A 25,603-nucleotide genomic window follows, 5' to 3' on the forward strand; every position below is an offset into this window, starting at 1 on the left:
TTAGAGGTCTGACGTCGGTGTTACGTCAACCTTTCGGGCAGATTTCGCGCTATAGTGCTCAGATGAGCGCTTCTCGCAAGGGTGCTTCGCTCTCGGAAGCGATGCTGCTCGCCACCGTCGCCCGGCGCTTCTACGTGCAGGGACGGTCCAAGCTGGAGATCGCCGACGAGTTCGGCGTCAGCCGGTTCAAGGTGGCCCGGATGCTCGACACGGCCATGGAGTCCGGGCTGGTCAGGGTGGAGTTCTCGCTGCCGGCCCCGGTGGACCTGGCGTTGTCGGACGAGGTGCGCTCGGCGTACGGCCTGAAACAGGCGCTGGTGCTCGAACGCTCAACCGAGCGCGAGCCGCGGGAGGTCGTCCGGGCCAAGATCGGGACGCTGGCGGCCCGGCTGCTGGAGGAGATCGCGATCCCGTCGGACGTGATCGGGCTGTCGTGGGCGCGGTCGGTGAACGCGATGGCGGAGGCGATCCGGGCGTTGCCGCGGTGCCCGATCGTCCAGCTGTGCGGAGTCCAGGCCGGGATGGACATGCGCGGCCGTTCGGTGGAGACGGTCAGCCGCGTGACGTCGGTGTCCGGCGGCGACGCGTACCCGATCTTCGGCCCGCTGGTGCTCCCGGACCGGCGCACGACGGAGACGTTGCGCCGGCAGCCGGGGATCGCGGAGACGTTCGGGCAGTTCCGGAACCTGACGAAGGCGGTGGTCAGCATCGGGGCGTGGCAGCCGGGCGAGTCGACGGTGTACGACGCGCTGGACGAGGCCGAGCGAGCGGCGATCGCGGCCCGCGGGGCGACGGCGGAGGTCGCGGCGCGGTTGTTCGACGCGTCCGGGAACGCTTTGTCGACGGGGCTGGCCCACCACGTGCTGGCGATCAGCCACGAGGAGCTGATGGCGGTGCCGGAGGTGATCGCGCTGGGGTACAGCAGGCCGAAGGCGGCGGCGGTGGACGCGGTGCTGCGGTCGGGAATGGTGTCGACGCTGATCACGGACGCGGCGGCGGCGGTGCCGTTGCTCGCGTTGGCGGCGAAGAACCCACCGGCACCGCGCGGCTGAGAGGGGCTTCCTCGCCCGGCCGAGCGCAGCGCTCATCGCTCCGCACCCTGCCGGGGCAGCGAGGCGGCTCGTCCCCGCTGGGCGGCCGAGCGGCGAGGCCCACCCGCCCATGCCACGCGAGCCCACCCGCGCGGCCGACCTACTCCCGCGGGAGTACCCCCTCCGCGGCCGCGTACTTCCCCTGGCGCACTTCGCTCCTCCCCGGCTCCGGGGCGAAACCCGGGTCGCGCCCGATGCGCCCGTCTCCGCGGTTCGCGAGCCTGGAACGCGTGAAGACTTCCCCTCGCTGGCGCCAATCCGTCGTCTGGTTGCACGTCGTCTCGTCCGTCGCCTGGATGAGCCAGGCCCTCGCGCTCGTCGTGCTGATGTCGGCCGGCGCGCCGGCGCTCGCCGACCGTCTCGACTCCGTCCTGCTCGCCCCGATGGCGAACGTCTCCGCGTTCACCGGCCTCCTCCTCGCCGGCGCGACCGCGTGGGGCTACTTCCGGCACTGGTGGGTGCTGATCAAGTTCGCCCTGACGCTGATCCAGCTCTACGCCGGGATCTTCCTGCTCTCCCCCGCGCTGCGCGAGTCCGCCGACACCGGCACGGTCGCCTGGCCGCAGATCGCCGGAGCGTCGCTGATGGCGAGCGCACTCGCGTTCCAGGCGTGGCTTTCGGTCGCGAAGCCGGCCTGCAAGACGCCGTGGTCACCGGCCGCGAAGCCGCCGACCGCGCCGACCTGGGTGTTCGTGGCCGGGATCGCCGCACCCGCGTTCGACGTCGCCGCCGGACTGCTGCTCGGCTACCCGCTCCCGGCGTTGTCACTGGTCACGCTGATCGTGCTCGGTTTTGAGCGGCGACGACGTCGTCGCCGTGCGCAGCGGCCCACCGCCCGAAGCCCTCGATCGGCTCCAGGAAGCTTGAACCCAACGGCGTGAGCGCATAAGCGCCTTCTCGACGCTCGAGGAGACCGTCGAACTCCAGGCGCCGCAGGGTTTCGGTGAGCACCTTGGCGCTGATCCCGCCGATCGCGCGCCGCAGGTCGACGTGCCGGCGCGGGCCGTCGCGCAACGCCCAGAGCACCACCGGGTTCCACGTGTTGGCGACCAGGTCGAACGCGAGCCGCGTCCGGCAGTCGGCGAGGAAGTCCATGGTTACCGTTCGGTTCCTTCCCGGGTTCCTACCGTCGTGCTGGTACAGCCAAGCACAAGGAGGCGGCATGCGGATCGGGATCTTCGGCACGGGCGGGATGGCGGACGCGCTCGGCACGCAGTGGGCGCGCGCGGGTCACGAAATCAGGGTGGCGGGCCGCCGGACCGGAACGTGGCAGGAGGTGGCGACGTTCGCCGACGTGGTCCTCCTCGCCATCCCGGCGGCGGCCATCGGCGAGGTCCTCGCGCAGGCCGGCCCGCTGGCCGGGAAGGTGCTGGTGGACTGCACCAACGACCCGGCGCTGACCGGCGCGCCGGTGGCTTCGCGCATCGTCACGGAGGCGCACGTGGTGAAGGCGTTCAACCTGGCACACGTGGACGTCTGGCGAATGACACCGCCGGTGTTCGACGGCCGCCCGCTGTCGGTCCCGCTGTGCGGCGACGACCCGGCGGCTCTGGAAGCGGTGAGCACGCTGGTCCGCGACATCGGCGCGAAGCCGGTGATCGCGGGCGGCTTGGACCGCGCGGCCCTGCTCGAAGCCACGGCGGCGTTCGTGATCGGGTTGTGGTTCGCGGGCGAGGACGCCCAGGCGATCCTGACCCCGATCGGGTGAGAATGACGCGGTGGGACTGATCGAGCACCTCGAAGCCCGGCTGGGGACTGAGCCGCCACGACCTGGTGTCACGCACGTCGGGGCGCCAGCTGCGGCTGGAGCTCATCACGGACGGCCGTCTCGGCGAGTTCCCGCCGGGGTTACTCGGCCAGGTCGCCGAGGAGCTGCTGGCTTCTCATGAGGCTCTGCTGCGCGGCGACGTGGTGGGACCGCGAGGCCCCCTGGTGCCGGGCAGCGAGATGCAGGCGCTGTACGCCGCGATCCCGGTGTACCAGGACGACGACTTCGCAGCGGTCGACCTCGCCGACGGAACCCGGGCGGCGATCGTGTGGCTGGTACCGATCTCAGCCGGCGAAGCGGCTTACGTCGCTTCGCATGGGTGGAAGGCGTTCGAAGACGAGCTGGTCCGGCACGACCCCGATCTCCTGGACCTGGGTCGTGCCGAGCTACCTGTGTGCTCCGGCTGAGCGGGTCAGAGGCCGTACTCGATGGCGGTCGCGTTCGGGCTCGACAGGAGCGCGTACTTCACCGTTGATGGCGCCGACGCCGCACGAGCGCACCCCCACCCTCCTCGGGGGCGTCCCTAGTCCAGTCTAGCGGCTCTGACCTGCACAAAAGGGTGATCGGCCGAATCTGTGGACAACCGGACCCAATGTGGATAACTCGCGCCGAACAGCGGCCGCTCGCGTCAGCCCACCGCTCCGACATTGCCCGATGCCAGATCCGCCGCCCGGGCTCGCAACGGTGCGCCGCCGCGCGGCACGAGCGTTACCTCACCCGAAGCCAAATCCGTCACCACCGTGCTCAACGTCATCAGCGGATCACCACCAACGGCATCCCGGCGCACATCATGAGTCAACACCGAAACCAGCCACTTCGCGTCCGGGGCAACCGGATCCAGGTGCGCACACACCTCGGCACGCGCCAAACTCTCTTCCGAGGCCGAATCCAACGCAGGCGACAACCGCCGGAAGTGATTGGTGTGCCAAGCAAACCCACTGTCCACAGTGGTCACCGCAGTCTCGTCTCCCGCCTTCTCGACCACGGTCACCGAAGGCGAGCCGACCTGCCCCATCGTGTACGCGAACCCGCCGGCCGAAGGACGCGACCGCAGCACCGAAACCGCCTCCGCCATCCCGGACGCGCGCTGGGCCGTGCGCGCCACGAAGTGGCGGCCCGCGCACGGCGATGGCGTCAGCACGCTCACGCTGTCGATCCCCCACACCAGCCCGTGCGTGGTCAGCGTGAACGTGTTCGACGGCAGGAACCCCGGGTACCACCACACGCACACGCCGGGTTCGCCGTCGATCAGCAGCGTCAGCAGGCGGCCGATCCCGTCGAACACCGGGGCGCCGTCCTCGTTGTGGCCCAGCAGCGGCGACACGCCGGCCCACGCCAGGTCCGTGCAGCCCGTCCCGTCGCCCGCGCCCAGGTCGCCGCGCAGGTTGGCCAGCAGCAGGTCGTCGAACGGCACGCCCGCGCCCGCCGCCAGCGCCGTCAGCTCGGCGTACGCGTCCGGGTGCTCGACCTGGGACGCCGACTCGATCGCCCGGAACAGCACCGGCGACCGCCGGGCGCGCGACGCCACCGGCCACGACGGCAGCCCGGCCAGCACGGTCCGGATGTCGGCCGCGGCGTACTCACCGAGCGCGTGGAAAGCGGCTTCCCGGCGGCCTCGGACGATCGTCCAGCGCACGTCGCCGATCCGGTGCTCCCGCACTGTCGCCACCATGCGCTCACGATGACTGACCAGTCAGGAAATCGCAACAATCAGTGCGCGCCCACGTCGGTCACGCGCACCACGGCCATCCCGGCCTCGTCGGAGGCGGCCAGGTCGACCTCCGCGCTGATGCCCCAGTCGTGGTCGCCCGCCGGGTCGTCGAAGATCTGGCGGACCTTCCAGACGTCCGGCTGCTGCTCGATCATCAGCAGCTTCGGGCCGCGCGCGTCCGGGCCGGTGCCGAGCGAGTCGTACTCCTCGAAGTAGTCCTCGATCGCGTCTTCCCAGGCCTCGGCGTCCCAGCCGGACGCCGCGTCCAGCTCGCCGAGCACCGACCACGCCCGCCGCGCGAACAGCTCGACGCGGCGGAACAGCTCGTTGCGCACCAGCACGCGGAACGCGCGTTCGTTGCGGGTGACCGCCGGGGGCGCCGAAGGCGGCCGGTGCGACACCGGCCCTTCTTCGGACGGGTGCCGCAGCGCCTCCCACTCGTCCAGGAGGCTCGAGTCGACCTGCCGGACGAGCTCGCCGAGCCACTCGATGAGGTCCTGCAGCGGCTCGGTCTTGGCCTCGTCGGGCACCGTGTGACGCAGCGCGTCGTAGGTGTCGGCGAGGTAGCGCAGCACCAGGCCCTCCGACCGCGCGAGCTGGTAGAACCCGATGTACTCGACGAAGTTCATCGCGCGCTCGTACATGTCGCGCACCACGGACTTCGGCGACAGCTCGTAGTCGGCGACCCACGGGTGGCCCTGCCGGTAGCTGTGGAACGCCGCCTGCAGCAGCTCCTCCAGTGGCTTCGGGTACGTGACGTTCTCGAGCAGCGCCATCCGCTCGTCGTACTCGATGCCCTCGGCCTTCATCGCGTTCACGGCCTCGCCGCGGGCCTTGAACTGCTGCTGCGACAGCACCGGCCGCGGGTCGTCCACAGTGGATTCCACAACGGACACGACGTCGAGCGGGTACGACGGCGACTCCAGGTCCAGCAGCTCGATCGCGGCGAGCGCGAACGGCGAAAGGGGCTGGTTGAGCGCGAAGTCGAACTGCAGGTCGACGGTGAGCCGGATGATCCGGCCCTGCTCGTCCGGTTCGGACAGCCGCTCGACGACGCCGGCGGCGAGCAGCGCGCGGTAGATCGCGATGGCGCGCAGGATCAGCTTGCGCTGCGACGCGCGGTCCTCGTGGTTGTCCTCCAGGAGGTGGCGCATCGAGTCGAAGGCGTTGCCCGGCCGCGAAATCACGTTCAGCAGCATCGAGTGCGTCACCTTGAAGCTGGACGTGAGCGGCTCGGGGTCGGCCGCGATGAGCCGGTCGAACGTGCTCTCGGTCCAGTTGACGAACCCCTCCGGCGCCTTCTTCCGGACGATCTTCTTTTTCTTCTTCGGGTCGTCGCCCGCCTTCTCCAGCGCCTTCGCGTTCTCGACGACGTGGTCGGGCGCCTGCACGACGACGTAGCCGTCGGTGTCGTAGCCCGCCCGCCCGGCGCGGCCGGCGATCTGGTGGAACTCGCGCGCCTTGAGGTGGCGCTGGCGGACGCCGTCGTACTTGGTCAGCGCCGAGAACACGACCGTCCGGATCGGCACGTTGATGCCGACGCCGAGTGTGTCGGTCCCGCAGATCACCTTCAGCAGCCCGGACTGCGCCAAGGTCTCGACCAATCGGCGGTACTTGGGCAGCATGCCGGCGTGGTGGACGCCGATGCCGTGGCGGACCAGCCGCGAGAGCGTCTTGCCGAAGCCGGCGGAGAACCGGAAGTCGCCGATCAGCTCGGCGATGGACTCCTTCTCGGCCTTCGTCGTGACGTTGATGCTCATCAGCGTCTGCGCCCGCTCGATGGCCGCGGCCTGCGAGAAGTGCACGACGTAGACGGGCGCCTGACCGCCGTTGAGCAGCTCGGACATGGTCTCGTGCAGCGGCGTGAGCGCGTACCGGAAGGTCAGCGGCACCGGGCGCTGCGCCGACGTGACGACGGCGGTCGGCTTGCCGGTGCGGCGGGTGAGGTCCTTCTCGAAGAAGGACACGTCGCCCAGGGTCGCCGACATCAGGACGAACTGGGCCTTCGGCAGTTCGAGCAGCGGCACCTGCCAGGCCCAGCCGCGGTCGGGCTCGGAGTAGAAGTGGAACTCGTCGGCCACGACCTGCCCGACGGGGGCGTCGGCACCGAACCGCAACGCGATGTTCGCCAGGATTTCGGCCGTGCAGCAGATGATCGGGGCGTCCGGGTTGACGCTGGAGTCACCCGTCATCATCCCGACGTTGTCGGCCCCGAAGATCTCGATGAGCTGGAAGAACTTCTCCGAGACGAGGGCTTTGATGGGCGCGGTGTAGTAGCTGCGGCGGCCCTGGGCGAGCGCGGTGAAGTGCGCGCCGACGGCGACGAGGCTCTTCCCGGAGCCGGTCGGCGTCGAGAGGATGACGTTCGATCCGGAGACGACCTCCATCACCGCCTCCTCCTGCGCCGGGTACAGCTCGATGCCCCGGTCGGCCGTCCAGGTCGTGAACGCTTCGAACAGGGCGTCGGGGTCGGGATCCGCAGGCAGGAGGTCTGTAAGAGTCATCAGAGGTCCATCGTGCCATCCGCTCGTCGCAAAGTCGGCAGGGGCGATCGCATCGCGCGTGGTAAACCCGTAGGCTTCGCGTTACCGCGCTTCGACCGGGAGATACGGTGTCGCGCGCACACGGGCGGTACTCCGGAGGGCTTAGGAATGGCACAGGACATCATCCCGATCGAACTCGGGCTGCCGCAGGGCGACGTCGTCACCCTGTGGGCCCCGCGCTGGCGGGAAGACGGCGAGGAGTGGGAAGCGTTCCTCGGCGACGAGGACGACCTGTACGCCTTCCCGGACGCCGCGCACCTGGCCGCCTTCGTCCGCACGTCGGAGCGGCACGACCTGCTCGACCACCCGGCGTGGGACGCGGTGCCGTCGCTGAACGTGCCGGAGCTGATCCCGGACGAGGACCACACGTACGACCTCGTCGGCGTGCCCGAGCTCGTCGCCGAGGAGCCGGACGTCTGGCACATCGCCGAGCTGGCGGAGATCGTCGGCATCGTGCGGTCGCTCGCGGACGTCTGCGACCTCGAAGAGGTGCACGAGATCCTCGACTCGACCGAGGGCTTCTCGCTGCTGGACCAGGGCACCCTCCCGTTCACCGGGAGCGTCGGGGTCCAGGTGTGGAACGACCTGTCCGAGACGGTGTCGCAGAAGTGGGACACCGTGCTGGACGCGATCGACGGCCTGGTGACGGTGCCGGACGTCGACGAGAAGGTCCTCGAGCAGACGGCCGAGGAGCTGGCGGCGTTCCACGAGGAGTCCGCGGAGGCCGAGGCCGGCGCCGAGGGCGAAGAGGACCTGGAGGCCTTGGACTCGGCTTCCGAAGACGACGAGGAAGAAGAGGGCCCGGTCGGCTTCTGGGCCGAGGTGGGCATCGACCCGATCAAGATCATCACCTCCGGCGCGGAGTACTACACGCTGCGCTGCTACCTCGACGACAGCCCGGTGTTCCTCGGCAGCGAGGGCGAGATCGACGTGTTCACGTCGGAGAAGGCTCTGGCCCGCGCGCTGGCCGACGGCAAGGACCTGGCCGACACGGACCTCGCGGACGTGTCCACGTGGGACGAGGTCCTGGCCAAGGCGACGGCGGGCGAGCTGGAGATCGAGGTCGACCCGGAGAACACGTACGTGCTGACGGGCCTGGACGCGGACATCGCGGAGGGCCCGGAGGCGATCGACCCGAACCAGCTGGAGCTGGCGGTCGAGCTGATCACGGACGCGGCGGACTGGGCGGGCGACGACTCGGCCGAGACGGCGCTGGCGGGCAACGAGAGCCTGGGCTGGCTGGTGTCGTTCGTGCTGCGCCCGGACCCGACGCGCCTGGAGCCGTCGGCGCCGTTCGACGCGGAGCAGAGCGCTTGGCGGAAGCTCGTCGAGGGCTTCGAGAACCGGCTGACGGTCGCCTGAGTTCTTTCCCGCGAAGGCCGCTTCCCCCGGGTTGGGGAGGCGGCCTTCGTCGTGTTGGTCCACAGCTCGGGCGCGATGTGGACAAGTGCGCCCACCCGGCTCGCGAACAGCCGGATTCCGTCGGAGCCCACCGATACGCTGGAGACGGGGGGCGCCCCCGCGAGCCGGCCGGCCTCAGTCGTCCGAGGTGTGCTCCGCGCGGACCGGGACCACCAGCACCGCCAGCGCCGGGAACACCGCCGCCACGCAGAACGCCAGTGCGTAGCGGCTGTCGCCGATCACCAGTCCCAGCAGCGGCGGGGTCAGCGATGCCGCGATGTTCTGCCCCGTGTTCTGCGTCCCCATCGCGCGGCCCGACCACGCCAGGCCCGCCAGCTCCGCCGAGGCCGTGAACCCCAGCCCGTTGTCCGCCACCGTGATGATCCCCGCCAGGGCCAGCGCCAGCAGGACCAGCCACGGCCAGGTCGCGTCGCCCAAGGCCACCAGCAGCATCACCAGGCAGCTCAGCACGGCCAGCTGACGCATCGGCCCCAGCCGGCTGCCGGCGCGGTCGGACCACCAGCCCGACCCGAGCCGGCCCGCCGCACCCAGCACCTGGACCGCCGCCAGGTACCAGCCCGCCGACAACGGGCTCCAGTGCTGCACCGCCACCAGGTAGACCGGCGCGAACGCCGACACCGCGAACTGCGGCACCACCAGCAGCGCGCTCGCGCCGTGGACCCGCCACAGCGTCGCGTGCCGGTACGGCGACGGCGGCTTGACCCCGCCGGCCACCCGAGGCGGCCGCGGCGGGTCCGTCACCAGCCAGGCCACCAGCAGCGCGACGACGATCGCCAGCCCCGCCGGCAGCAGCACCGCCGCGCGGAACCCGAAGTGCGCGGCCAGCGGCGGCAGCCCCAGCGCCGCGACCCCGACGCCGAGCGGCTGGGCCGTCTGGCGGATCCCCATCGCCACGCCCCGCTCGGACTTCGCGAACCAGCCCATCACGACGCGACCGCTCGCCGCGTTCACCGAAGCCGTACACGCTCCGGCCGCCAAGAACACCCCAAAGAGCAGCCCGACCGGGTGAGTTCCGACCCCGGCGTACACCAGGAGTAACCCCGAGGCCCCCAGCCCGAGGGCCATGATCAGGCGCTCTCCGTAACGGTCTGCAGCCGCGCCCCACACGATCAGGGTGAACAGGAGCCCGATGCTCGGAGCCGCAACGACCGTGCCGGCCTGGGCCAGCGACAGTCCCTGGTCGGTCTGCATCGCCGGGACCAGGAACGGGATGCCGTAGAGGAACGAGCAGCTCGCGGTCTGCGCGGCGAGGCCGAGCGCGAGGATGAGCCACCGCCGTGAACTCGCGTGCACCTGCTCACCCGTACCGCCAGCGACCTGCGCCATCATCCTCACCGTCTCAAATTATGGGAATCACTTCCTACATATTGAACGATAGTTGGCATGGCTAAGGACCGCAAGCGAGTTGCGGTCCGAAGCGGTAACGTCAGGCCAGTGCGGCGTACCCGGGCTTGATGACGTCGTCGATCAGCGCGAGCCGGGCGTCGAAATCGATGAACGCGGATTTCATCGCGTTGATCGTGAACCACCGGAAGTCGTCGAGGCCGTACCCGAAGGTCTCGTGCAGAGTGGTGAATTCGCTGGTCATCGTGCATCCGCTCATCAGCCGGTTGTCCGTGTTCACGGTCACCCGGAAGCGCAGCCGCTTGAGCAGGGCGAGCGGGTGCTCGGCGATCGAGCGGACCGTGCCTGTTTGGACGTTCGACGTCGGGCAGATCTCCAGCGGGATGCGGCGGTCGCGGACGTACGCGGCCAACCGTCCAAGGTGGACCGTGCCGTCCGCGTCGGTCTTGACGTCCTCGACGATCCGCACGCCGTGCCCGAGCCGCTCGGCGCCGCAATGCTGAATCGCCTCCCAAATGGACGGCAACCCGAACGCTTCTCCGGCGTGAATGGTGAAATGCGCATTGTTCTGCCGCAAATACTCGAAAGCGTCGAGATTGCGGGTCGGCGGGAATCCGTCTTCGGGCCCGGCGATGTCGAACCCCACGACGCCGGCGTCCCGGTAGCGGACGGCCAGGTTCGCGATCTCGAGGGCGCGGGCGTGCTGGCGCATCGCGCAGAGCAACGTCCCGACGCGGATGCTGCCGCCGTTCGCGGCGACCCGGCGTGCGCCCTCCGTGAACCCCGCCTGGACGGCCTCGACCACCGCATCGAGTGACAGACCGCGTTCGACGAACAACTCCGGTGCGTAGCGCACCTCGGCGTAGACGACGCCGTCGGCGGCCAGGTCCTCCACCGCCTCCGCGGCGACCCTGACCAGCGCTTCCTCCGTTTGCATCACGCCGCACGTGTGGGCGAAGGTCTCGAGGTAGGAAACGAGTGAGCCGGAGTCGGCCGCCCGGCGGAACCAGCTGCCCAGCTCGGCCGGGTCGGTGGTGGGCAGACCGGCATAACTGGTGGCCTCGGCGAGCTCGGCGACGGTGGCCGGGCGGAGGCCGCCGTCCAGGTGGTCGTGCAGGAGGACCTTGGGCGCGCGGCGGAGTGTCTCGCTGGTCAGAACAGGGCTTTCGTCAGGCATCCCCCAACGGTAACCTCGTTGTCATTCCCCTACATGGCCGTAAGTCTCAGGCTCGGGCTAACCCTCAGCGTTGACGATCAGGCGACGAATCGGCCATCCGGGGGCAGCCTCCGCAATAGGCTCTTCACGGGGGCCATACAGACAGCAATTTTTCCAATCGATAAGCTTCGTGGCACGTCCCTCCATTTCCCCGCCGACGAAGGACACACAGCAGTGACCACTGACAACCACATTGCCGCCCCGTCCTTCGACCGGATGCGCAACATGCTGGTGCGCGCGGCCGAAGTGCGTGAGAGCGAGCAGCAGCAGATCTTCGACGCGCTCGACGACATCTACGCCCGCCTCGCGCCGGTGGACTCGCTGGGCGCGGTCCGCAAGCGGCTGTCCGAGATGCCCGACCGCACCGAGGTCGGCGTCCTGGCCGAGCGCCTCGACGAGGCGATGTCCCGCCTCGAAGCCCAGGACAACGCCATCGCGGCGCTGACCCGCGCGATCGAAGCCCTCCCGGACAAGCTCGCGAAGCCCTTCGCGCAGCTCGACGGCCGTCTCGACGGCGTCGCCGCGCGCTTCGAGGGCGTCGCCGGGCGGATGGACGGGCTCGAGGACAAGCTCCAGAACATCCACCGCCGGCTCGACGAGCTGGGCGGCCACCTCGACAAGCAGGACACCAAGCTCGACTCGCTGCCGCAGTCGGTGCACGGCCCGGTCCGCGAGCGGATCGAGCAGGCCGAGTCGACGCTGCGCGAGCGCGTCGACACCGCCGACCACGAGCTGCGCGCGAAGGTCGACGAGCTGGACCGCGCCACCAAGGAGCGGATCGGCGCGAACACCGAGGCGCTCAAGACGGCGCTGACCGAGACCGGCGAGATGATCGACGCCTCGGACCGCCTGGAGAACCTGGGCAACCGGCTCGAGACGGTCACCACCCGCCTCGACGACCTGGCGTCGCGCCTCGACAAGGTGGAGGACGGCTTCCTGTCGAGCCTCGGCGACCTCGACGGCGCGGTGAAGAGCGGCCTGGCGAAGGTCGAGGGCACGCTGGCCAAGCAGCCGGACACCGACTCGGTGGACACGCTGGTCCGCAAGAGCAACGACGAGAGCGTCCGCCGCATCGGCGGCCAGCTCGACGAGGCGATGGCGACGTTCGCGGAGCTGATGCTCGGCGGCGGCCCGGCCGTCCAGCAGATCGCCCCGCCCCCGCCGGCCCCGCGCCAGCCGCGCCGCAGCTCCCGCAACGGCCGCGCCCCGAAGCCGGCCGACACGAAGGCCAAGGCCGAGGGCTCGGAAGAAGCCACGGAGTAGCTCTCATCTGCGAGGAAGGCCCCCGCCGGGTTCCGGTGGGGGCCTTCTCATGCTTGGGGCGAGCCTCCGGCCCCCGTCTTCCAGCTTATCGAGCACCACCGACAGTTCCGGGCGGCTGGGCTCGGTCACCTCGGGAAGCGACTCCCGAGGTCACTCGGTCGGGTGATCATCTTCGCGACGATCCTCACAGCTACCTGCGGATCGTCTCCCGCACGATCGGTCCCGGCTCCGGAGCCGAGTCAGCGACCGAAAATCCGCCCTCCAACGCCGCCAAGGCCGCCGAAACCGCTTCCGGGGTATCCGTGTGCAGCTCCAGCAGCGGCTCGCCCTCGGAGACGGCGTCGCCGGGCTTGGCCAGGCAGAGCACGCCCGCCGCGGCCTGGACCGGGTCCTCCTTGCGGGCCCGGCCCGCGCCCAGCCGCCACGCCGCGACACCCACCGCGTACGCGTCCAGCGAAGCCAGCACTCCCGACGAAGGCGCCGACACCACATGGACGTGCGAAGGCGTCGGCAGCGGCGCCGCCGGGTCGCCGCCCTGGGCGGAGATCATCCGGCACCACGTCTCGTACGCCTCGCCCGAAGCCAGCACCGCCGCCGGGTCCACCTCCAGACCCGCGAGGGCCAGCATCTCCCGGGCCAGCGCCAGCGTCAGCTCGACGACGTCCGCCGGACCGCCGCCCTGGAGCACGGAAACCGACTCCGCGACCTCCACCGCGTTCCCGACCGCCCGGCCCAGCGGGACGTTCATGTCGGTCAGCAACGCCGTCGTCGGGACGCCGTGGTCGGCGCCGATCGACGTCAGCGCCGAGGCCAGCGACCGCGCCTGGTCGAGCGTCTTCATGAACGCGCCGGACCCGAACTTCACGTCCAGGACCAGCCCGGACGCGCCTTCCGCGATCTTCTTGCTCATGATCGAGCTGGCGATCAGGGGGATCGATTCCACTGTGGACGTCACGTCCCGCAGCGCGTAGAGCTTCTTGTCCGCCGGGGCCAGCCCGGACGTCGCCGCGCAGACCACCGCGCCGACGTCTTCCAGCTGCGCCTGGATCTCCGAAGTGGACAGTGCGGCCCGCCAGCCCGGGATCGACTCCAGCTTGTCGAGCGTGCCGCCGGTGTGGCCGAGCCCGCGCCCGGACAGCTGCGGTACCGCCGCGCCGCACGCCGCCACCAGCGGCGCCAGCGGCAGCGTGATCTTGTCGCCAACCCCGCCCGTCGAGTGCTTGTCCACCGTCGGGCGCGACACCGAAAGCGCCAGCCGCTCCCCCGACGCGATCATCGCGTGCGTCCACCGCGAGATCTCCGCCGAAGTCATCCCGTTCAGGAAGATCGCCATCGCCAGCGCCGACATCTGCTCTTCGGCCACGACCCCGCGCGTGTACGCGTCGACGACCCAGTCGATCTGCTCGTCCGAAAGCGTCCCGCCATCCCGCTTCGTCCGGATGACGTCGACCGCCGCGAACGCGCTCACGGCAGGTCGTCCGGGCCGAAGGCGTCCGGCAGGACCTCGGACATCGGCAGCACGCCACGCGGAGTGTCCACCAGACAAGCAGATCCACCCAGCTCGAACAGGATCTGCCGGCAGCGCCCGCACGGCATCAGCAGGTCACCGGCACCGGAACGACAGGCCACGGCGACCAGCCGCCCGCCGCCGGACAGCCGGAGCTGCCCGGCCATCGTGCACTCCGCGCACAGCCCGAGCCCGTAGGAAGCGTTTTCGACGTTGCACCCGGTCACGACCCGGCCGTCGTCGACGATCCCGGCGACCCCGACGTGCAGGCCCGAATAAGGCGCGTACGCATGGGAAGCCGCTTCGATCGCCTGGGAGCGCAGAGCATCCCAATCCACAGTAGACACTCAGTCCTCCCCTCGCCGGTACGGCTGCCCGTCGGCCTTCGGCGGCCGCAGCCGCTGCGAAGCCACCGCCAGCACGATCAGCGTCACGAAGTGCGCGGTGTACGGGATCAGGTCGGACGGCAGCGTGTCGTTCGACCAGTAGATCGCGTACAGCACGCCCGCGCCGACGACGCCGAGCCCGGCCGCGATCCACTGCCGCCGGAACAGCTGCACGACGACGATCACGCCGACCAGGATCACCGCGCCGTACAGCAGCGCGAGCACCGCTTCGCCGCCGCCGGCCAGCTGCAGGCCGTCCGCGTAGCCGAACAGCGCCGCGCCGCCGAGCAGGCCGCCCGGCCGCCAGTTGCCGAAGATCATCGCCGCGAGACCGATGTACCCGCGGCCGTTGGTCTGGTTCTCCAGGTAGTCCGCGCCGCCGCGCAGCAGCACCAGGGACGCGCCGCCCATGCCGGCGAACGCGCCGGAGATCACGACGGCGACGTACTTGTGCAGGTACACGTTGACGCCAAGGGACTCCGCGGCGACCGGGTTCTCGCCGCACGAGCGCAGCCGCAGGCCGAACCGGGTCCGCCAGAGCACCCAGAAGCTGACCGGGACGAGGACGATCGCGATCATCGTCAACGGCGCCACCTCGGTGACCAGCCCGCGCAGGATGCCGGCGACGTCGGAGATCCCGACGCGCTGCTCCTTCTCCAGGTCGCCCAGCCAGTCCGAAAGGAACGTCGCCGAGTACGTGTCGAACTTCGGCACCACCGGCGACTGCCGCGGGTTGCCGGAGATCGGCGCGAAGATCAGGTTCGCCAGGTACTTCGTGACGCCCAGGCCGAGCAGGTTGATCGCGACACCGGAGACGATGTGGTTGACGTTGAACGTCACCGTCGCCACGGCGTGCAGCAGCCCGCCCAGCGCGCCGAACACGATCGCGGAGATCAGCCCGGCCCACACGCCGCCGTTGTACGAACCCCAAGCGGCGCCCCAGGTCCCGAGGATCATCATGCCCTCGAGCCCGATGTTGACCACGCCCGCGCGTTCGGCCCAGAGCCCGCCGAGCGCGCACAACAGGATCGGCAGCGCCAGGCGCAAGGCCGTCGAAGCGGTGTTCGACGACGTCAGCGCGGCGACGCCGGTGGAGTACGACGCCGTCGAGATGACGGCGATGGCGACCACGGCCCAGATCACGCCGCGCAGCCAGCCGGGGACCCGGCCCCGGCGGCGGCGCTGCACCGGCATCGTCGAGCCGGATTCGGGAGCGACGTCGGTGATCACACCGCACCCCCTTCGGCGACCGAGGAACCCTTGCGGCCGGCGAGCGCGCGGCCCACCCTGCGTTGTTCGGCCGCGAGGTCGGCCCGGCGCACGACTTCGTACGCCACGACGACCGACAGCACGATGATGCCCTGCATGATCGTCGCGATCTCCTTGGACACGTTGATCTGCTCCAGCGACACCGCGGAGGTGTCGAGGAACGCCCACAGCAGCGCGCCGAGCGCGATGCCGCCGGGGTGGTTGCGGCCCAGCAGCGCGACCGCGATGCCGGTGAAGCCGTACATCTGGGTCGCGGTGATGCCGTAGGTGTAGTCGCGGCCGAGCAGCTCCGGCATGGCGACCAGGCCGGCCACGCCACCGGAGAGCAGCATCGCGATGAGCGTCATCTTCTTGGCGTTGACCCCACCGGCGGCGGCCGCGGTGGTCGATTCGCCGGACGCCTTGAGCTCGAAGCCGAACCGCGTGCGGTTGAGCATGAACCAGTACGCGCCACCGACGATCGCGGCGATGAAGACGAACCCGAAGAGCGTGCCCGAGCCGAGCGGGATGCCCGGGATCCGGCCCGACGGCTCGATCACGCGGGTGCCGATGTTGTTGCCGGTCTGCACGCCGAACTGGTCGGCGTTGATGAGGAACGCGATGATGCCGGCGACGATCGCGTTGAGCATGATCGTCGAGATGACCTCGCTGACCCCGCGGGTCACCTTGAGGATCGCCGGCACCGCCGCGTACGCCATGCCCGCGACGACCGCGACCACCAGGATCGCGAGGACGTGGATGACCGGCGGCAGCTTCATCGCACCGCCCGCGATGGCGGCGACGACGGCGGCGAACCGGTACTGGCCCTCGACCCCGATGTTGAAGAGGTTCATCTGGAAGCCGATGGCGACCGCGAGCCCGGACAGGTAGTACACGGTCGCGAGGTTCACGGTGTCGACCGCGGTCGAGCCCTTGAACATCTGGCCGATCATCGTGCCGTACGCCTGCAGCGGGTCGGCCCCGGAGATGATCAGCGCGATCGCCGACAGCAGCACGGCGAAGACGATCGCCAGCAGCGGCGGCAGCAGTTTCGTGCGCCAGGACGTCATTCTTCGTCACCTTCTCCGGCGCCGGTCATCGCCGAGCCCAGTTCCTGCGGCGTCACGGTGGCAGGGTCGGCCTCGGTGACGAGCCGCCCGCGCAGCATGACGCGGATCGTGTCCGACAGGCCGATCAGCTCGTCCAGGTCGGCGGAGATGAGCAGCACGGCGAGGCCGGCCGCGCGGGCCTGGCGGATGTTCTCCCAGATCAGCGCCTGCGCGCCGACGTCGACCCCGCGCGTCGGGTGCGACGCGATGAGCAGCACGGGGTTGCCCGAGAGCTCCCGCCCCACGATCAGCTTCTGCTGGTTGCCGCCCGAGAGGGCCGCCGCCGGGACGTCGATGCCGGGCGTGCGGACGTCGTAGTCGCGCACGATCCGCTCGGTGTCCGCGCGGGCGCCCGCGATGTCGAGCAACTGTCCTTTGGAGACCGGTTCGCGGGTCTGGTAGCCGAGGATCCGGTTGACCCACAACGGTTGCGTGAGCAGCAGGCTGTGCCGGGTGCGGTCCTCGGCGATGTAGCCGATGCCGGCCTCGCGCCGCGCGAGCGTGCCCGCCTTGGTGAGGTCGCGCGCCTTGCCGTCGGCGTCCACCAGCTCGATGGTGCCGCCGGTCGGCTTGCGCATGCCCATGATCGTCTCGACGAGCTCGGTCTGGCCGTTGCCCTCGACACCGGCGACGCCGAGCACCTCGCCCGCGTGCACGGTGAAGGTGACGTCGTCGAGCGCGTTGCGGTCCGAGCCCTCGGCGCCGAGCGTCAGGCCGGTCAGCCGCAGCACGTCCCGGTCGGTGACCGTGGACTCGCGGGTCTCCGGGCTGGGCAGTTCCGAGCCGACCATCATCTCCGCGAGCTGCCGCGAGGTGATGGTCTTCGGGTCGGCCGTGCCGACGGTGGTGCCGCGCCGGATCACCGTGACGGTGTCGGCGATCGCGCGCACCTCGTCGAGCTTGTGCGAGATGAAGAGGAACGTGTAGCCGTCGGCCTTCATCTCCCGGACGGTCGCGAACAGCGCGTCGACCTCCTGCGGCACGAGGACCGCGGTCGGCTCGTCCAGGATGATGATCTTCGCCCCGCGGTAGAGCACCTTGACGATCTCGACGCGCTGGCGGTCGGCGACGCCCAGCTCTTCGAGCAGCGTGTCGGGCTTCGCGTGCAGCCCGGTCCGCTCGGCGAGCTCGGCCAGCCGGGCGCGGGCGGCGCGGCCGATGCCGTGCAGCGCCTCGGCGCCGAGGAACACGTTCTCGCCGACCGTGAGGTTGTCGGCCAGCATGAAGTGCTGGTGCACCATGCCGATGCCGGCGCGGATGGCGTCCTGCGGGTTGCGCAGCTTCACCTCTTCGCCGTTGATCGCGATCGAGCCCTCGTCCGGCGGCTGCATGCCGTAGAGGATCTTCATCAGGGTGGACTTGCCGGCGCCGTTCTCGCCACAGATGGCGTGCACCTCGCCCGCGGCGACGGTGAGGTTGACGTCGGAGTTGGCTACCACGCCGGGGAACCGCTTGGTGATCCCGGTCAGCTGGACGGCGGGGACGCCCCGGTCGGGGACGGCCTCGGCCGGGGCCTCGGCTGTGCTCATGGGCGGGAGAATTCCATATCTCGTCCAAACGCGTGAGGGGCCCGGAGGAAAAATCCTCCGAGCCCCGACGCGTTCTTCAGCTACTTCTGCGGCTTGTCCGAAACGGTGATCGCGCCCGAGATGATCTGGGCCTTGTAGCCGTCGAGGACGTCCTTGATGTCGTCGACCTTGCCGCCGGAGGTGGCGTAGCCGACGCCGTCGACCTTGAGGTCGAACCGCTTCGGCATGCCGCTCAGGTCACCCTTGGCGACGGCCTGGATGTAGTCGAACACGGCAACGTCGACGCGCTTGAGCATGGACGTGATGATGACGTCCTTGTCGGCCTCGACGGTCTTCTGGTTGTACTGGTCGGAGTCGACGCCGATGGCCAGCGCGTTGCCCGCCTTCGCCGCGTCGAAGACGCCCTTACCCGAGGCGCCCGCGGCGTGGTAGATGACGTCCGCGCCCTTGGCGATCTCGGCCGCGGCCTTCGCGTTGCCCTTCGGCGGGTCCTGGAACCCGGAGAAGTCACCGGCCGGGGTCAGGTACTCGTCCTCGATCTTGATCTTGGACGAAACCGTCTTCGCGCCCTGCAGGAAGCCGGCCTCGAACTTCTGGATCAGCGGGGTGTTGACACCGCCGACGAAGCCGATGTGGCAGTTCTTGCTCTTGTACGCGGCGGCGACGCCGGCCAGGAACGAGCCCTGCTCCTCGGCGAAGACCAGCGGCGTCACGTTCGGCAGCGTGATCGAGTCGTCGTCGACGATCGCGAACTTGGTGTTCGGGTACTTCGCCGCGACGACCTTGACCGACGGCGCGTAGGCGAAGCCGACCGCGATGATCGGGTTCAGGCCCGAGGAGGCCATCTGGTCGAGGCGCTGCTGCTTGGCCGACTCGGCCTCGCTGGCGGAGGCGGTGCTCTCGCTGACCGTCGTCACGCCGAGGTCGGACTTCGCCTTGTCGGTACCCGCGGCGGCGGCGTCGTTGAACGACGCGTCACCCCGGCCGCCGACGTCGAAGGCCAGGCCGATCTTCAGCTTGCTGCCGTCGACCTTCGCCCCGGCGGCGGTCGAGCTGCTGGCGGCGGCGGGCGCCGCGGGCGGCTTCTGCGCGGTGACGCAGTCCGAGCCGCCACCCGACGAGGCCGCGGTGTTGTTCGAGCTGTTACCACCGCCGGAGTCCTTGGCGCACCCGGCCAGGACGAGCACCCCGGCCATGGCCGCGGCGGCCAGCGCGGTTCCACGCATGCGACGCAACGTGTTTCTCCCTCCCCGCTGATCCAGCGGACGATCAGGGCACGACCCGGCCCACTGCCGGGTCGACCGCCAGACCGTACCCAACGGACAGGAATGCGCCATAGGAAAGGCACGCTACGTAACACAAACGTTTACTCAGGAGTCTTGCGCGCGACGAACTGGACACCGAACGTGATCATCGAGCATGCCCGGCGCTACTTTCGGCGACGTCGAAGCCGACGACACGGTCGAAATGCCGTTTCGTGTCACGGAGTGTGCCGGAATGACCGAGGAGTGGGCCACTCCGTTCACTCTTTGAGAGGGCGGCCATTCAGGCGCAGGTGAGCCGGGCGGCGGCCCAGTCCGCGCGGTCGTAGGAATTGCCGTCGCCGCCGTCGGTGACCACCAGCCGCAGGTACTGCGCGCCGTGCAGGTCGGCCGCCACCGGCAGCGCCGGGTCCTGCCACGTCCGCAGGCCCGTCGAGGCCGCCTTCACCCCGTCCGCGTAGACCTCGAACGTCGTCGAGCCCTGCTTGTTCGTCGCCTCGCGTTCGTCGTCGACGCCGACATCCGCGGTGAACGCCGTGCAGCGGCCGCCCAGGTAGAAGACGACTTCGCTGGGTGCGTGCGCCCCGAGGCCCTTGGGGTAGACCACGCCGTTGATCGTCAGCGGCTTGCCGTCGCCCGCCGGGATGCTGCCGTTGGACATGTCGCGCTCGACCGGGCCGTAGCCGTTCTTCTCGGCCGCCCAGCGCAGGTCGCTCGCCCACGCCGGCGCGCCCGGCGGTGCCGCCGGCACGGTCAGCTGCTGGGTGCCGGCCCAGCTCACCTGCCCGAAGCCGAGGGCCCGATAGGTGACGCCGCCGCGCAGGACCGCCGTCGTGCCTTCGGTGCCGGCCGGCGGGGTCACGCGCCAGCGCCCGGCCGCCGTGTCACCGGTCCCCAGCACGAACTCCCGGGGCCGCGCCAGCTGCTCGACGTGCCACCCGGCGGGCGCGGTGAGCGTGACGCGCGGGTCGAACACCGGGACGCGGGCCTCGTCGGTCGCGGACACCGTGACCTCGAAGGGTTTCCCGGCGGGCGTGATCTCGCCTGGCACGCCGGGGACGGGCGCGGCCAGCTCGAGGCCGGTGCTCACCAGCGGCTCGGCCCGCAGCCACGCCCCGCCCGTGTGGACCCGGTAGACCACCGTCGCGTGCGGCGGGACGACAGCCGACACCCGGCCGGCGGTCTGCAGGTCGCGGTGGGCCCAGAGGTCGCGCGCGGTATAACCGGCGGCCTTCGGGAGCCCGATCGCGGCCGCGGTGGTGCCGATCGCGGCGCTCGACGTCGTCTCGTTGAAGAGGGCGACCGCGACGTCGCCGTCCGCGAGGGGCTTGGCGAAGACCCAGTGACCGTCCTGGTTGGACAGCACGCGCGCCTGGACGCCGCGCCGGTCCTGGTCGAGCGCGATGACCTCGGTGTTGCGCAGGACGTCGAAGTTCTCCGGCGACACCTTGCGCAGGTCGGCGCCGATGAGCAGCGGCGCGGCCATCATCGCCCACAGCGAGAAGTGCGACTTGTACTCGTCGGTCGTCATGCCGCCGTTGCCGACTTCGAGCATGTCGGGATCGTTCCAGTGGCCGGGTCCCGCGTACGGCGCGAGCGGCGCGTTCGCCTTGAGGATCTGGACGACCTTCGCCCAGTTGTCCTTGATGTCGCCGGTGGTCCGCCACAGGTGCCCGACGTCCGCGCCCCACTCCCACGGCTTGTTCTCGCCCCACTCGCAGAGCGAGTACACGATCGGGCGGCCCGTCTTCTTCAGCGCGTCGCGCATCTTCGTGTAGCGCTCGAGCGCGGGGCGGCCCTGGTTGTTGCAGTTGTCGTACTTGAGGTAGTCGACGCCCCAGTCCGCGAACGTCTGCGCGTCGACGTCCTCGTGGTCCAGTGCGCCGGGCTGGGTCTTCGCGCAGGTCAGCGTGCCGGCGCTGGTGTAGATGCCGAACTTCAGGCCCTTCGCGTGGACGTAGTCGGCGAGCGCCTTGATCCCGCTGGGGAAGCGCGCCTTGTTCGCCTGCATGCGGCCGTCGGCGTCCCGCGCCGGCTCCGCCCAGCAGTCGTCGACGTTCACATACTGGTAACCGGCAGCCTTCAGTCCTTTGTCGACGAAGAGGTCGGCGGTGGCGCGGATGAGCTGCTCGTCGACGGCGCAGCCGGTCGTGTTCCAGTTGTTGAAGCCCATCGGCGGCGTCAGCGCCAATCCGTCCGGCAGCGCTTGCGCGGGAGTGACCGCCACCACGGGCAGCAGGGCCGCGACGGCGATCACCAGGCCGAGTCGTCTCACCAGAACGTCACCCCATCGTGAAAGGTCCGATGTCTGTGCGAGCGACAGTAGGAACAGCGTCTGCGCTGGTCAACTATTCACCGACTTCGCCAGCCTTTTGGCGTAATGCATCAGATATCAGATTTCCCAGAGGTCTGACCTCAGCAATGCCCGGTGATCGGGACCGCCGCGCGGCCGAGTGCGCTGCGCCACACCGCCGGGTGGCGGTGCGCCGGTACCGGTGTCTGGTCCATCACAGACAGGAACCCGGAGGTGAGCCGGGTGCCGGGTGCGGGTCTAGCATCCGATTCATCCAGGCTCGATGACGTTGATCTCGGCACAGCCGCCGTTCCCGCGGCGACAGCGGACCTCACGGCCACCGGGCGCACAGTCAGACGTTGGAGGCCGTTCACCGATGTCCACCACGGCGAGCACTGCCCCCGAGGCAGGCGCGAGCGATCGGGCGGGTGCCTCACGCCGGCAAGGGACCTTCTACCGGGGTGACCCCGGCATGTGGTCCTGGGTGCTGCACCGCATCACCGGCGTGCTCACATTCTTCTTCCTGTTCGTGCACGTGCTCGACACCGCGCTGGTGCGCGTGTCGCCGAACACGTACGACCAGGTCATCGAGACCTACAAGACGCCGATCGTGAACCTCCTGGAGGTCGGCCTGGTCGGCGCGGTCCTCTTCCACGCGCTCAACGGCATCCGCGTCATGCTGGTCGACTTCTGGTCGAAGGGCCCGAAGCTGCAGAAGGCGATGCTGTGGGTCATCGGCATCGTCTGGGTCGTCGTGATGGTCCCCGGTGCGTTCTTCATGCTGAAGCGCACCGCCGAAACGCTCTTCGGGGGTAACTGACATGGCCGACCTCGCGCTCGCGAACCCCCGCACGCCCAAGCGCCCCGCCGCCCGCCGCAGCAACTTCGAGCTCTACAGCTGGCTGTTCATGCGGATCTCCGGCCTCGCGCTGGTCATCCTGGTGCTCGGCCACCTGCTGATCATGAACATCCTCGACGGCGGTGTGCACCGGATCAACTGGGGCTTCGTCGCCGGCCGCTGGGCCTCGCCGTTCTGGCAGTTCTGGGACCTGGCCATGCTCTGGCTCGCCGAGATCCACGGCGGCAACGGCCTGCGCACCATCATCGACGACTACGCGCGCAAGGACAGCACGCGGTTCTGGCTGAAGATCCTGCTCTACGTCTCGATGGTGCTGATCCTGGCCGTCGGCACGATGGTGATCTTCACCTTCGACCCGAACATGCCCGCGAACTGAAGCCACGGAGACTTTTTCGATGCAGTTCCACAAGTACGACGTGGTGATCGTCGGCGCCGGCGGCGCCGGCATGCGCGCGGCCATCGAGTCCGGCCAGCGCGCCCGCACCGCGGTCCTCACCAAGCTCTACCCGACCCGGTCCCACACCGGCGCGGCCCAGGGCGGCATGTGCGCCGCGCTGGCGAACGTCGAAGAGGACAACTGGGAGTGGCACACCTTCGACACGGTCAAGGGCGGCGACTACCTCGTCGACCAGGACGCCGCGGAGATCATGGCCAAGGAGGCCATCGACGCGGTGCTCGACCTGGAGAAGATGGGCCTGCCGTTCAACCGGACGCCCGAGGGCAAGATCGACCAGCGCCGCTTCGGCGGGCACACGCGTGACCACGGCAAGGCCGCGGTGCGCCGCGCCTGCTACGCCGCGGACCGCACCGGGCACATGATCCTCCAGACGCTGTACCAGAACTGCGTCAAGTACGGCACGGAGTTCTTCAACGAGTTCTACGTGCTCGACCTGATCCTGTCCGAGGACGAGAACGGCAACCCGGTCGCCTCCGGCGTCGTCGCCTACGAGCTGGCCACCGGCGAGCTGCACGTCTTCCAGGCGAAGTCGATCGTGTTCGCCACCGGCGGCGCGGGCAAGATCTTCAAGACGACGTCGAACGCGCACACCCTCACCGGTGACGGCCTCGGCATCATCTTCCGCAAGGGCCTCCCGCTGGAGGACATGGAGTTCTTCCAGTTCCACCCGACCGGCCTCGCGGGCCTGGGCATCCTGATCTCCGAAGCCGTCCGCGGCGAGGGCGGGATCCTGCGCAACGCCTCCGGCGAGCGGTTCATGGAGCGCTACGCCCCCACCATCAAGGACCTCGCGCCGCGCGACATCGTGGCGCGCTCGATGGTGCAGGAAGTGCTGCAGGGCCGCGGGTGCGGCCCGAACAAGGACTACGTCGTCCTCGACGTCACGCACCTGCCGGTCGAGGTCCTCGAGACCAAGCTGCCGGACATCACCGAGTTCTCCCGCACCTACCTGGGCGTCGACCCGGTGAAGGAGCCGGTGCCGGTGTTCCCGACCTGTCACTACGTGATGGGCGGCATCCCGACCAACGTGCACGGCGAAGCGTTGCGGGACAACGAAAACGTCATCCCCGGCCTGTACGCGGCGGGCGAGGTCGCGTGCGTGTCCGTGCACGGCTCGAACCGGCTGGGCACGAACTCGCTGCTCGACATCAACGTGTTCGGCCGCCGCGCCGGCATCGCGGCCGCGGAGTACGCGCTGGCGCACGAGCACGTCGAGCTGCCGGAGAACCCGACCAAGCTGGTCGAGGACCAGCTCGCGGGCCTGCTGTCGGAGCACGGCGACGAGCGCGTCGCCGACATCCGCAAGGAAATGCAGCAGACGATGGACTCGCACGCGTCGGTGTACCGGACCGAGGACACGCTGAAGCAGGCATTGACCGACGTCCAGGCGCTGAAGGAGCGCTACCAGCGGATCACGGTGGCGGACAAGGGCAAGCGGTACAACACCGACCTGCTGGAGGCCGTCGAGCTGGGCTTCCTGCTGGAGCTGGCCGAGGTCCTGGTCGTGGGCGCGCTGGCGCGCAAGGAGTCCCGCGGCGGCCACGCCCGCGAGGACTACCCGAACCGCGACGACACGAACTTCATGCGGCACACCATGGCCTACAAGCAGGGCACGGAGCTGTCGTCCGACATCCGGCTGGACTACAAGCCGGTCACCTTCACCCGCTACGAGCCGATGGAGCGGAAGTACTGATGACTACGGCCACTGCCGACTCGGCCACCGCCGCCTCGGACGAACACACCCCGATCACGGTCACGCTGAAGATCCTCCGCTTCAACCCGGAGGTGGATTCGGAGCCGCACTGGGAGTCCTACGACGTCCCGGCGCAGCGCACCGACCGGCTGCTGAACCTGCTGTTCTACGTGAAGGACTACATCGACGGGACGTTCTCGTTCCGCCGCTCGTGCGCGCACGGCGTGTGCGGGTCCGACGCGATGCAGATCAACGGCATCAACCGCCTGGCGTGCAAGGTCCTGATGAAGGACCTGCTGGAGAAGGACGGCAAGAAGACCACGATCACGATCGCCCCGATCAAGGGCCTGACGACGTTGAAGGACCTGTACGTCGACATGGACCCGTTCTTCGAGGCGTACCGGGCGATCAAGCCGTACTTGATCACGTACGGCAACGAGCCAACGCGCGAGCGCATCCAGTCCCAGGCGGACCGCGACCGCTTCGACGACACGACGAAGTGCATCCTGTGCGCCTGCTGCACATCGTCCTGCCCGGTGTATTGGAACGACGGCTCGTACTTCGGCCCGGCGGCAATCGTCAACGCCCACCGGTTCATCTTCGACTCCCGCGACGAGGGAGCGGAGGAGCGCCTGGACATCCTGAACGACGGCGAAGGCGTGTGGCGCTGCCGCACGACGTTCAACTGCACGGACGCGTGCCCCCGGGGGATTCAGGTGACGAAGGCGATCCAGGAAGTGAAGCGCGCACTGCTGTTCAAGCGCGTCTGAGTAGGCAACGGGCAGCCGGCAGAGCAAGAGGACCACGAGGTCACCAGACCTCCCCCGCCCCTCATCCCAGCTGCAGTTAAGTCGACGCTCGGGTTTGTCAAGGCACGCTTTCCCGCCTTGACAAACCCGAGC

22 protein-coding genes are annotated in these 25,603 nt (G+C 69.7%); 10 read left to right on the forward strand and 12 right to left on the reverse strand.

The genetic code is table 11. The features are described from left to right. The first annotated feature begins 62 nt into the window (after window positions 1–62). The gene (locus tag AB0J40_RS32215; protein WP_364460448.1) at window positions 63–1,052 is read left to right on the forward strand and encodes a sugar-binding domain-containing protein; all 990 of its coding nucleotides are present in this window, start codon (window positions 63–65) and stop codon (window positions 1,050–1,052) included. A 269-nt stretch (window positions 1,053–1,321) separates the two neighbouring features. Beyond that, window positions 1,322–1,972: a hypothetical protein gene (locus tag AB0J40_RS32220; RefSeq protein WP_364460450.1), complete on the forward strand. Its 651-nt coding sequence runs from the start codon at window positions 1,322–1,324 to the stop codon at window positions 1,970–1,972. Here the strand turns inward: AB0J40_RS32220 and AB0J40_RS32225 are convergent. Further along, window positions 1,863–2,186, reverse strand: a complete 324-nt coding sequence (locus AB0J40_RS32225) for a helix-turn-helix domain-containing protein (protein ID WP_364460453.1) — start codon at window positions 2,184–2,186, stop codon at window positions 1,863–1,865. The genes AB0J40_RS32220 and AB0J40_RS32225 overlap by 110 nt on opposite strands. A 67-nt stretch (window positions 2,187–2,253) precedes the next feature. On the opposite strand from AB0J40_RS32225, the gene AB0J40_RS32230 reads away from it, so the two are divergent. Together AB0J40_RS32230 and AB0J40_RS32235 are read left to right on the forward strand one after the other, a co-directional pair. After that, window positions 2,254–2,799 carry an NAD(P)-binding domain-containing protein gene (locus AB0J40_RS32230; RefSeq protein WP_364460456.1) on the forward strand — a complete coding sequence of 182 codons (546 nt, stop codon included), beginning with the start codon at window positions 2,254–2,256 and terminating at the stop codon, window positions 2,797–2,799. A 47-nt stretch (window positions 2,800–2,846) separates the two neighbouring features. Next, a complete protein-coding gene (locus tag AB0J40_RS32235; RefSeq protein ID WP_364460536.1) occupies window positions 2,847–3,266 on the forward strand; it encodes a suppressor of fused domain protein in 420 nt (139 codons plus the stop codon). 221 nt (window positions 3,267–3,487) lie between these two features. Here the strand turns inward: AB0J40_RS32235 and AB0J40_RS32240 are convergent, their stop codons facing one another. Further along, window positions 3,488–4,531, reverse strand: coding sequence for a C45 family peptidase (locus AB0J40_RS32240; RefSeq protein ID WP_364460459.1), 1,044 nt, complete (start codon window positions 4,529–4,531; stop codon window positions 3,488–3,490). 38 nt (window positions 4,532–4,569) lie between these two features. Next, window positions 4,570–7,074 (reverse strand): DUF3516 domain-containing protein, encoded by a 2,505-nt coding sequence (locus AB0J40_RS32245; protein WP_364460462.1) that lies wholly within the window; start codon window positions 7,072–7,074, stop codon window positions 4,570–4,572. A gap of 147 nt (window positions 7,075–7,221) precedes the next feature. On the opposite strand from AB0J40_RS32245, the gene AB0J40_RS32250 reads away from it, so the two are divergent. Then, entirely contained in the window at window positions 7,222–8,475 is a 1,254-nt protein-coding gene (locus tag AB0J40_RS32250) for a primosomal protein (protein ID WP_364460464.1), read from the forward strand. Window positions 8,476–8,649: 174 nt separating this feature from the next. Here AB0J40_RS32250 and AB0J40_RS32255 read toward each other — a convergent pair whose 3' ends face one another. Both AB0J40_RS32255 and AB0J40_RS32260 read right to left on the reverse strand, forming a co-directional pair. Further along, window positions 8,650–9,861: an MFS transporter gene (locus AB0J40_RS32255; RefSeq protein WP_364460467.1), complete on the reverse strand. Its 1,212-nt coding sequence runs from the start codon at window positions 9,859–9,861 to the stop codon at window positions 8,650–8,652. A 100-nt stretch (window positions 9,862–9,961) separates the two neighbouring features. Continuing rightward, window positions 9,962–11,056 (reverse strand): adenosine deaminase, encoded by a 1,095-nt coding sequence (locus AB0J40_RS32260; protein WP_364460470.1) that lies wholly within the window; start codon window positions 11,054–11,056, stop codon window positions 9,962–9,964. Window positions 11,057–11,269: 213 nt separating this feature from the next. On the opposite strand from AB0J40_RS32260, the gene AB0J40_RS32265 reads away from it, so the two are divergent. Continuing rightward, on the forward strand, window positions 11,270–12,358 hold the full coding sequence (locus AB0J40_RS32265; protein ID WP_364460472.1) for a PA containing protein: 1,089 nt from the start codon (window positions 11,270–11,272) through the stop codon (window positions 12,356–12,358). Between the two features lie 190 nt (window positions 12,359–12,548). Here AB0J40_RS32265 and AB0J40_RS32270 read toward each other — a convergent pair whose 3' ends face one another. From AB0J40_RS32270 to AB0J40_RS32300, 7 genes are all read right to left on the reverse strand, one after another. Continuing rightward, window positions 12,549–13,826: a thymidine phosphorylase gene (locus tag AB0J40_RS32270; protein WP_364460475.1), complete on the reverse strand. Its 1,278-nt coding sequence runs from the start codon at window positions 13,824–13,826 to the stop codon at window positions 12,549–12,551. Continuing rightward, a complete protein-coding gene (locus AB0J40_RS32275) occupies window positions 13,823–14,212 on the reverse strand; it encodes a cytidine deaminase (RefSeq protein WP_364460478.1) in 390 nt (129 codons plus the stop codon). Before AB0J40_RS32275 ends, AB0J40_RS32270 begins: the two co-directional genes overlap by 4 nt. Next, window positions 14,213–15,445, reverse strand: coding sequence for an ABC transporter permease (locus AB0J40_RS32280; RefSeq protein WP_364460538.1), 1,233 nt, complete (start codon window positions 15,443–15,445; stop codon window positions 14,213–14,215). Window positions 15,446–15,477: 32 nt separating this feature from the next. Further along, window positions 15,478–16,569, reverse strand: a complete 1,092-nt coding sequence (locus AB0J40_RS32285) for an ABC transporter permease (RefSeq protein ID WP_364460480.1) — start codon at window positions 16,567–16,569, stop codon at window positions 15,478–15,480. Beyond that, a complete protein-coding gene (locus AB0J40_RS32290; protein ID WP_364460483.1) occupies window positions 16,566–18,137 on the reverse strand; it encodes an ABC transporter ATP-binding protein in 1,572 nt (523 codons plus the stop codon). Before AB0J40_RS32290 ends, AB0J40_RS32285 begins: the two co-directional genes overlap by 4 nt. An 80-nt stretch (window positions 18,138–18,217) precedes the next feature. Continuing rightward, the gene (locus AB0J40_RS32295) at window positions 18,218–19,363 is read right to left on the reverse strand and encodes a BMP family ABC transporter substrate-binding protein (RefSeq protein ID WP_364460486.1); all 1,146 of its coding nucleotides are present in this window, start codon (window positions 19,361–19,363) and stop codon (window positions 18,218–18,220) included. Between the two features lie 319 nt (window positions 19,364–19,682). Next, window positions 19,683–21,674 carry an NPCBM/NEW2 domain-containing protein gene (locus AB0J40_RS32300; RefSeq protein WP_364460488.1) on the reverse strand — a complete coding sequence of 664 codons (1,992 nt, stop codon included), beginning with the start codon at window positions 21,672–21,674 and terminating at the stop codon, window positions 19,683–19,685. Between the two features lie 394 nt (window positions 21,675–22,068). Between AB0J40_RS32300 and sdhC the strand changes: the two genes are divergently transcribed. The 4 genes from sdhC to AB0J40_RS32320 are packed head-to-tail and all read left to right on the forward strand — an operon-like array spanning window position 22,069 to window position 25,471. Next, window positions 22,069–22,512 (forward strand): succinate dehydrogenase, cytochrome b556 subunit, encoded by a 444-nt coding sequence (sdhC, locus tag AB0J40_RS32305; protein ID WP_364460491.1) that lies wholly within the window; start codon window positions 22,069–22,071, stop codon window positions 22,510–22,512. Between the two features lies 1 nt (window position 22,513). Next, window positions 22,514–22,927 carry a succinate dehydrogenase hydrophobic membrane anchor subunit gene (locus AB0J40_RS32310; protein ID WP_003064185.1) on the forward strand — a complete coding sequence of 138 codons (414 nt, stop codon included), beginning with the start codon at window positions 22,514–22,516 and terminating at the stop codon, window positions 22,925–22,927. Between the two features lie 19 nt (window positions 22,928–22,946). Further along, a complete protein-coding gene (gene sdhA, locus AB0J40_RS32315) occupies window positions 22,947–24,701 on the forward strand; it encodes a succinate dehydrogenase flavoprotein subunit (protein WP_364460494.1) in 1,755 nt (584 codons plus the stop codon). Then, window positions 24,701–25,471 carry a succinate dehydrogenase iron-sulfur subunit gene (locus tag AB0J40_RS32320; RefSeq protein ID WP_364460496.1) on the forward strand — a complete coding sequence of 257 codons (771 nt, stop codon included), beginning with the start codon at window positions 24,701–24,703 and terminating at the stop codon, window positions 25,469–25,471. The genes sdhA and AB0J40_RS32320 overlap by 1 nt, the downstream gene beginning before the upstream one ends. The last annotated feature ends 132 nt before the right edge of the window (window positions 25,472–25,603 follow it).

Source organism: Amycolatopsis sp. NPDC049691, from assembly GCF_040675005.1.
Lineage (GTDB): Bacteria > Actinomycetota > Actinomycetes > Mycobacteriales > Pseudonocardiaceae > Amycolatopsis.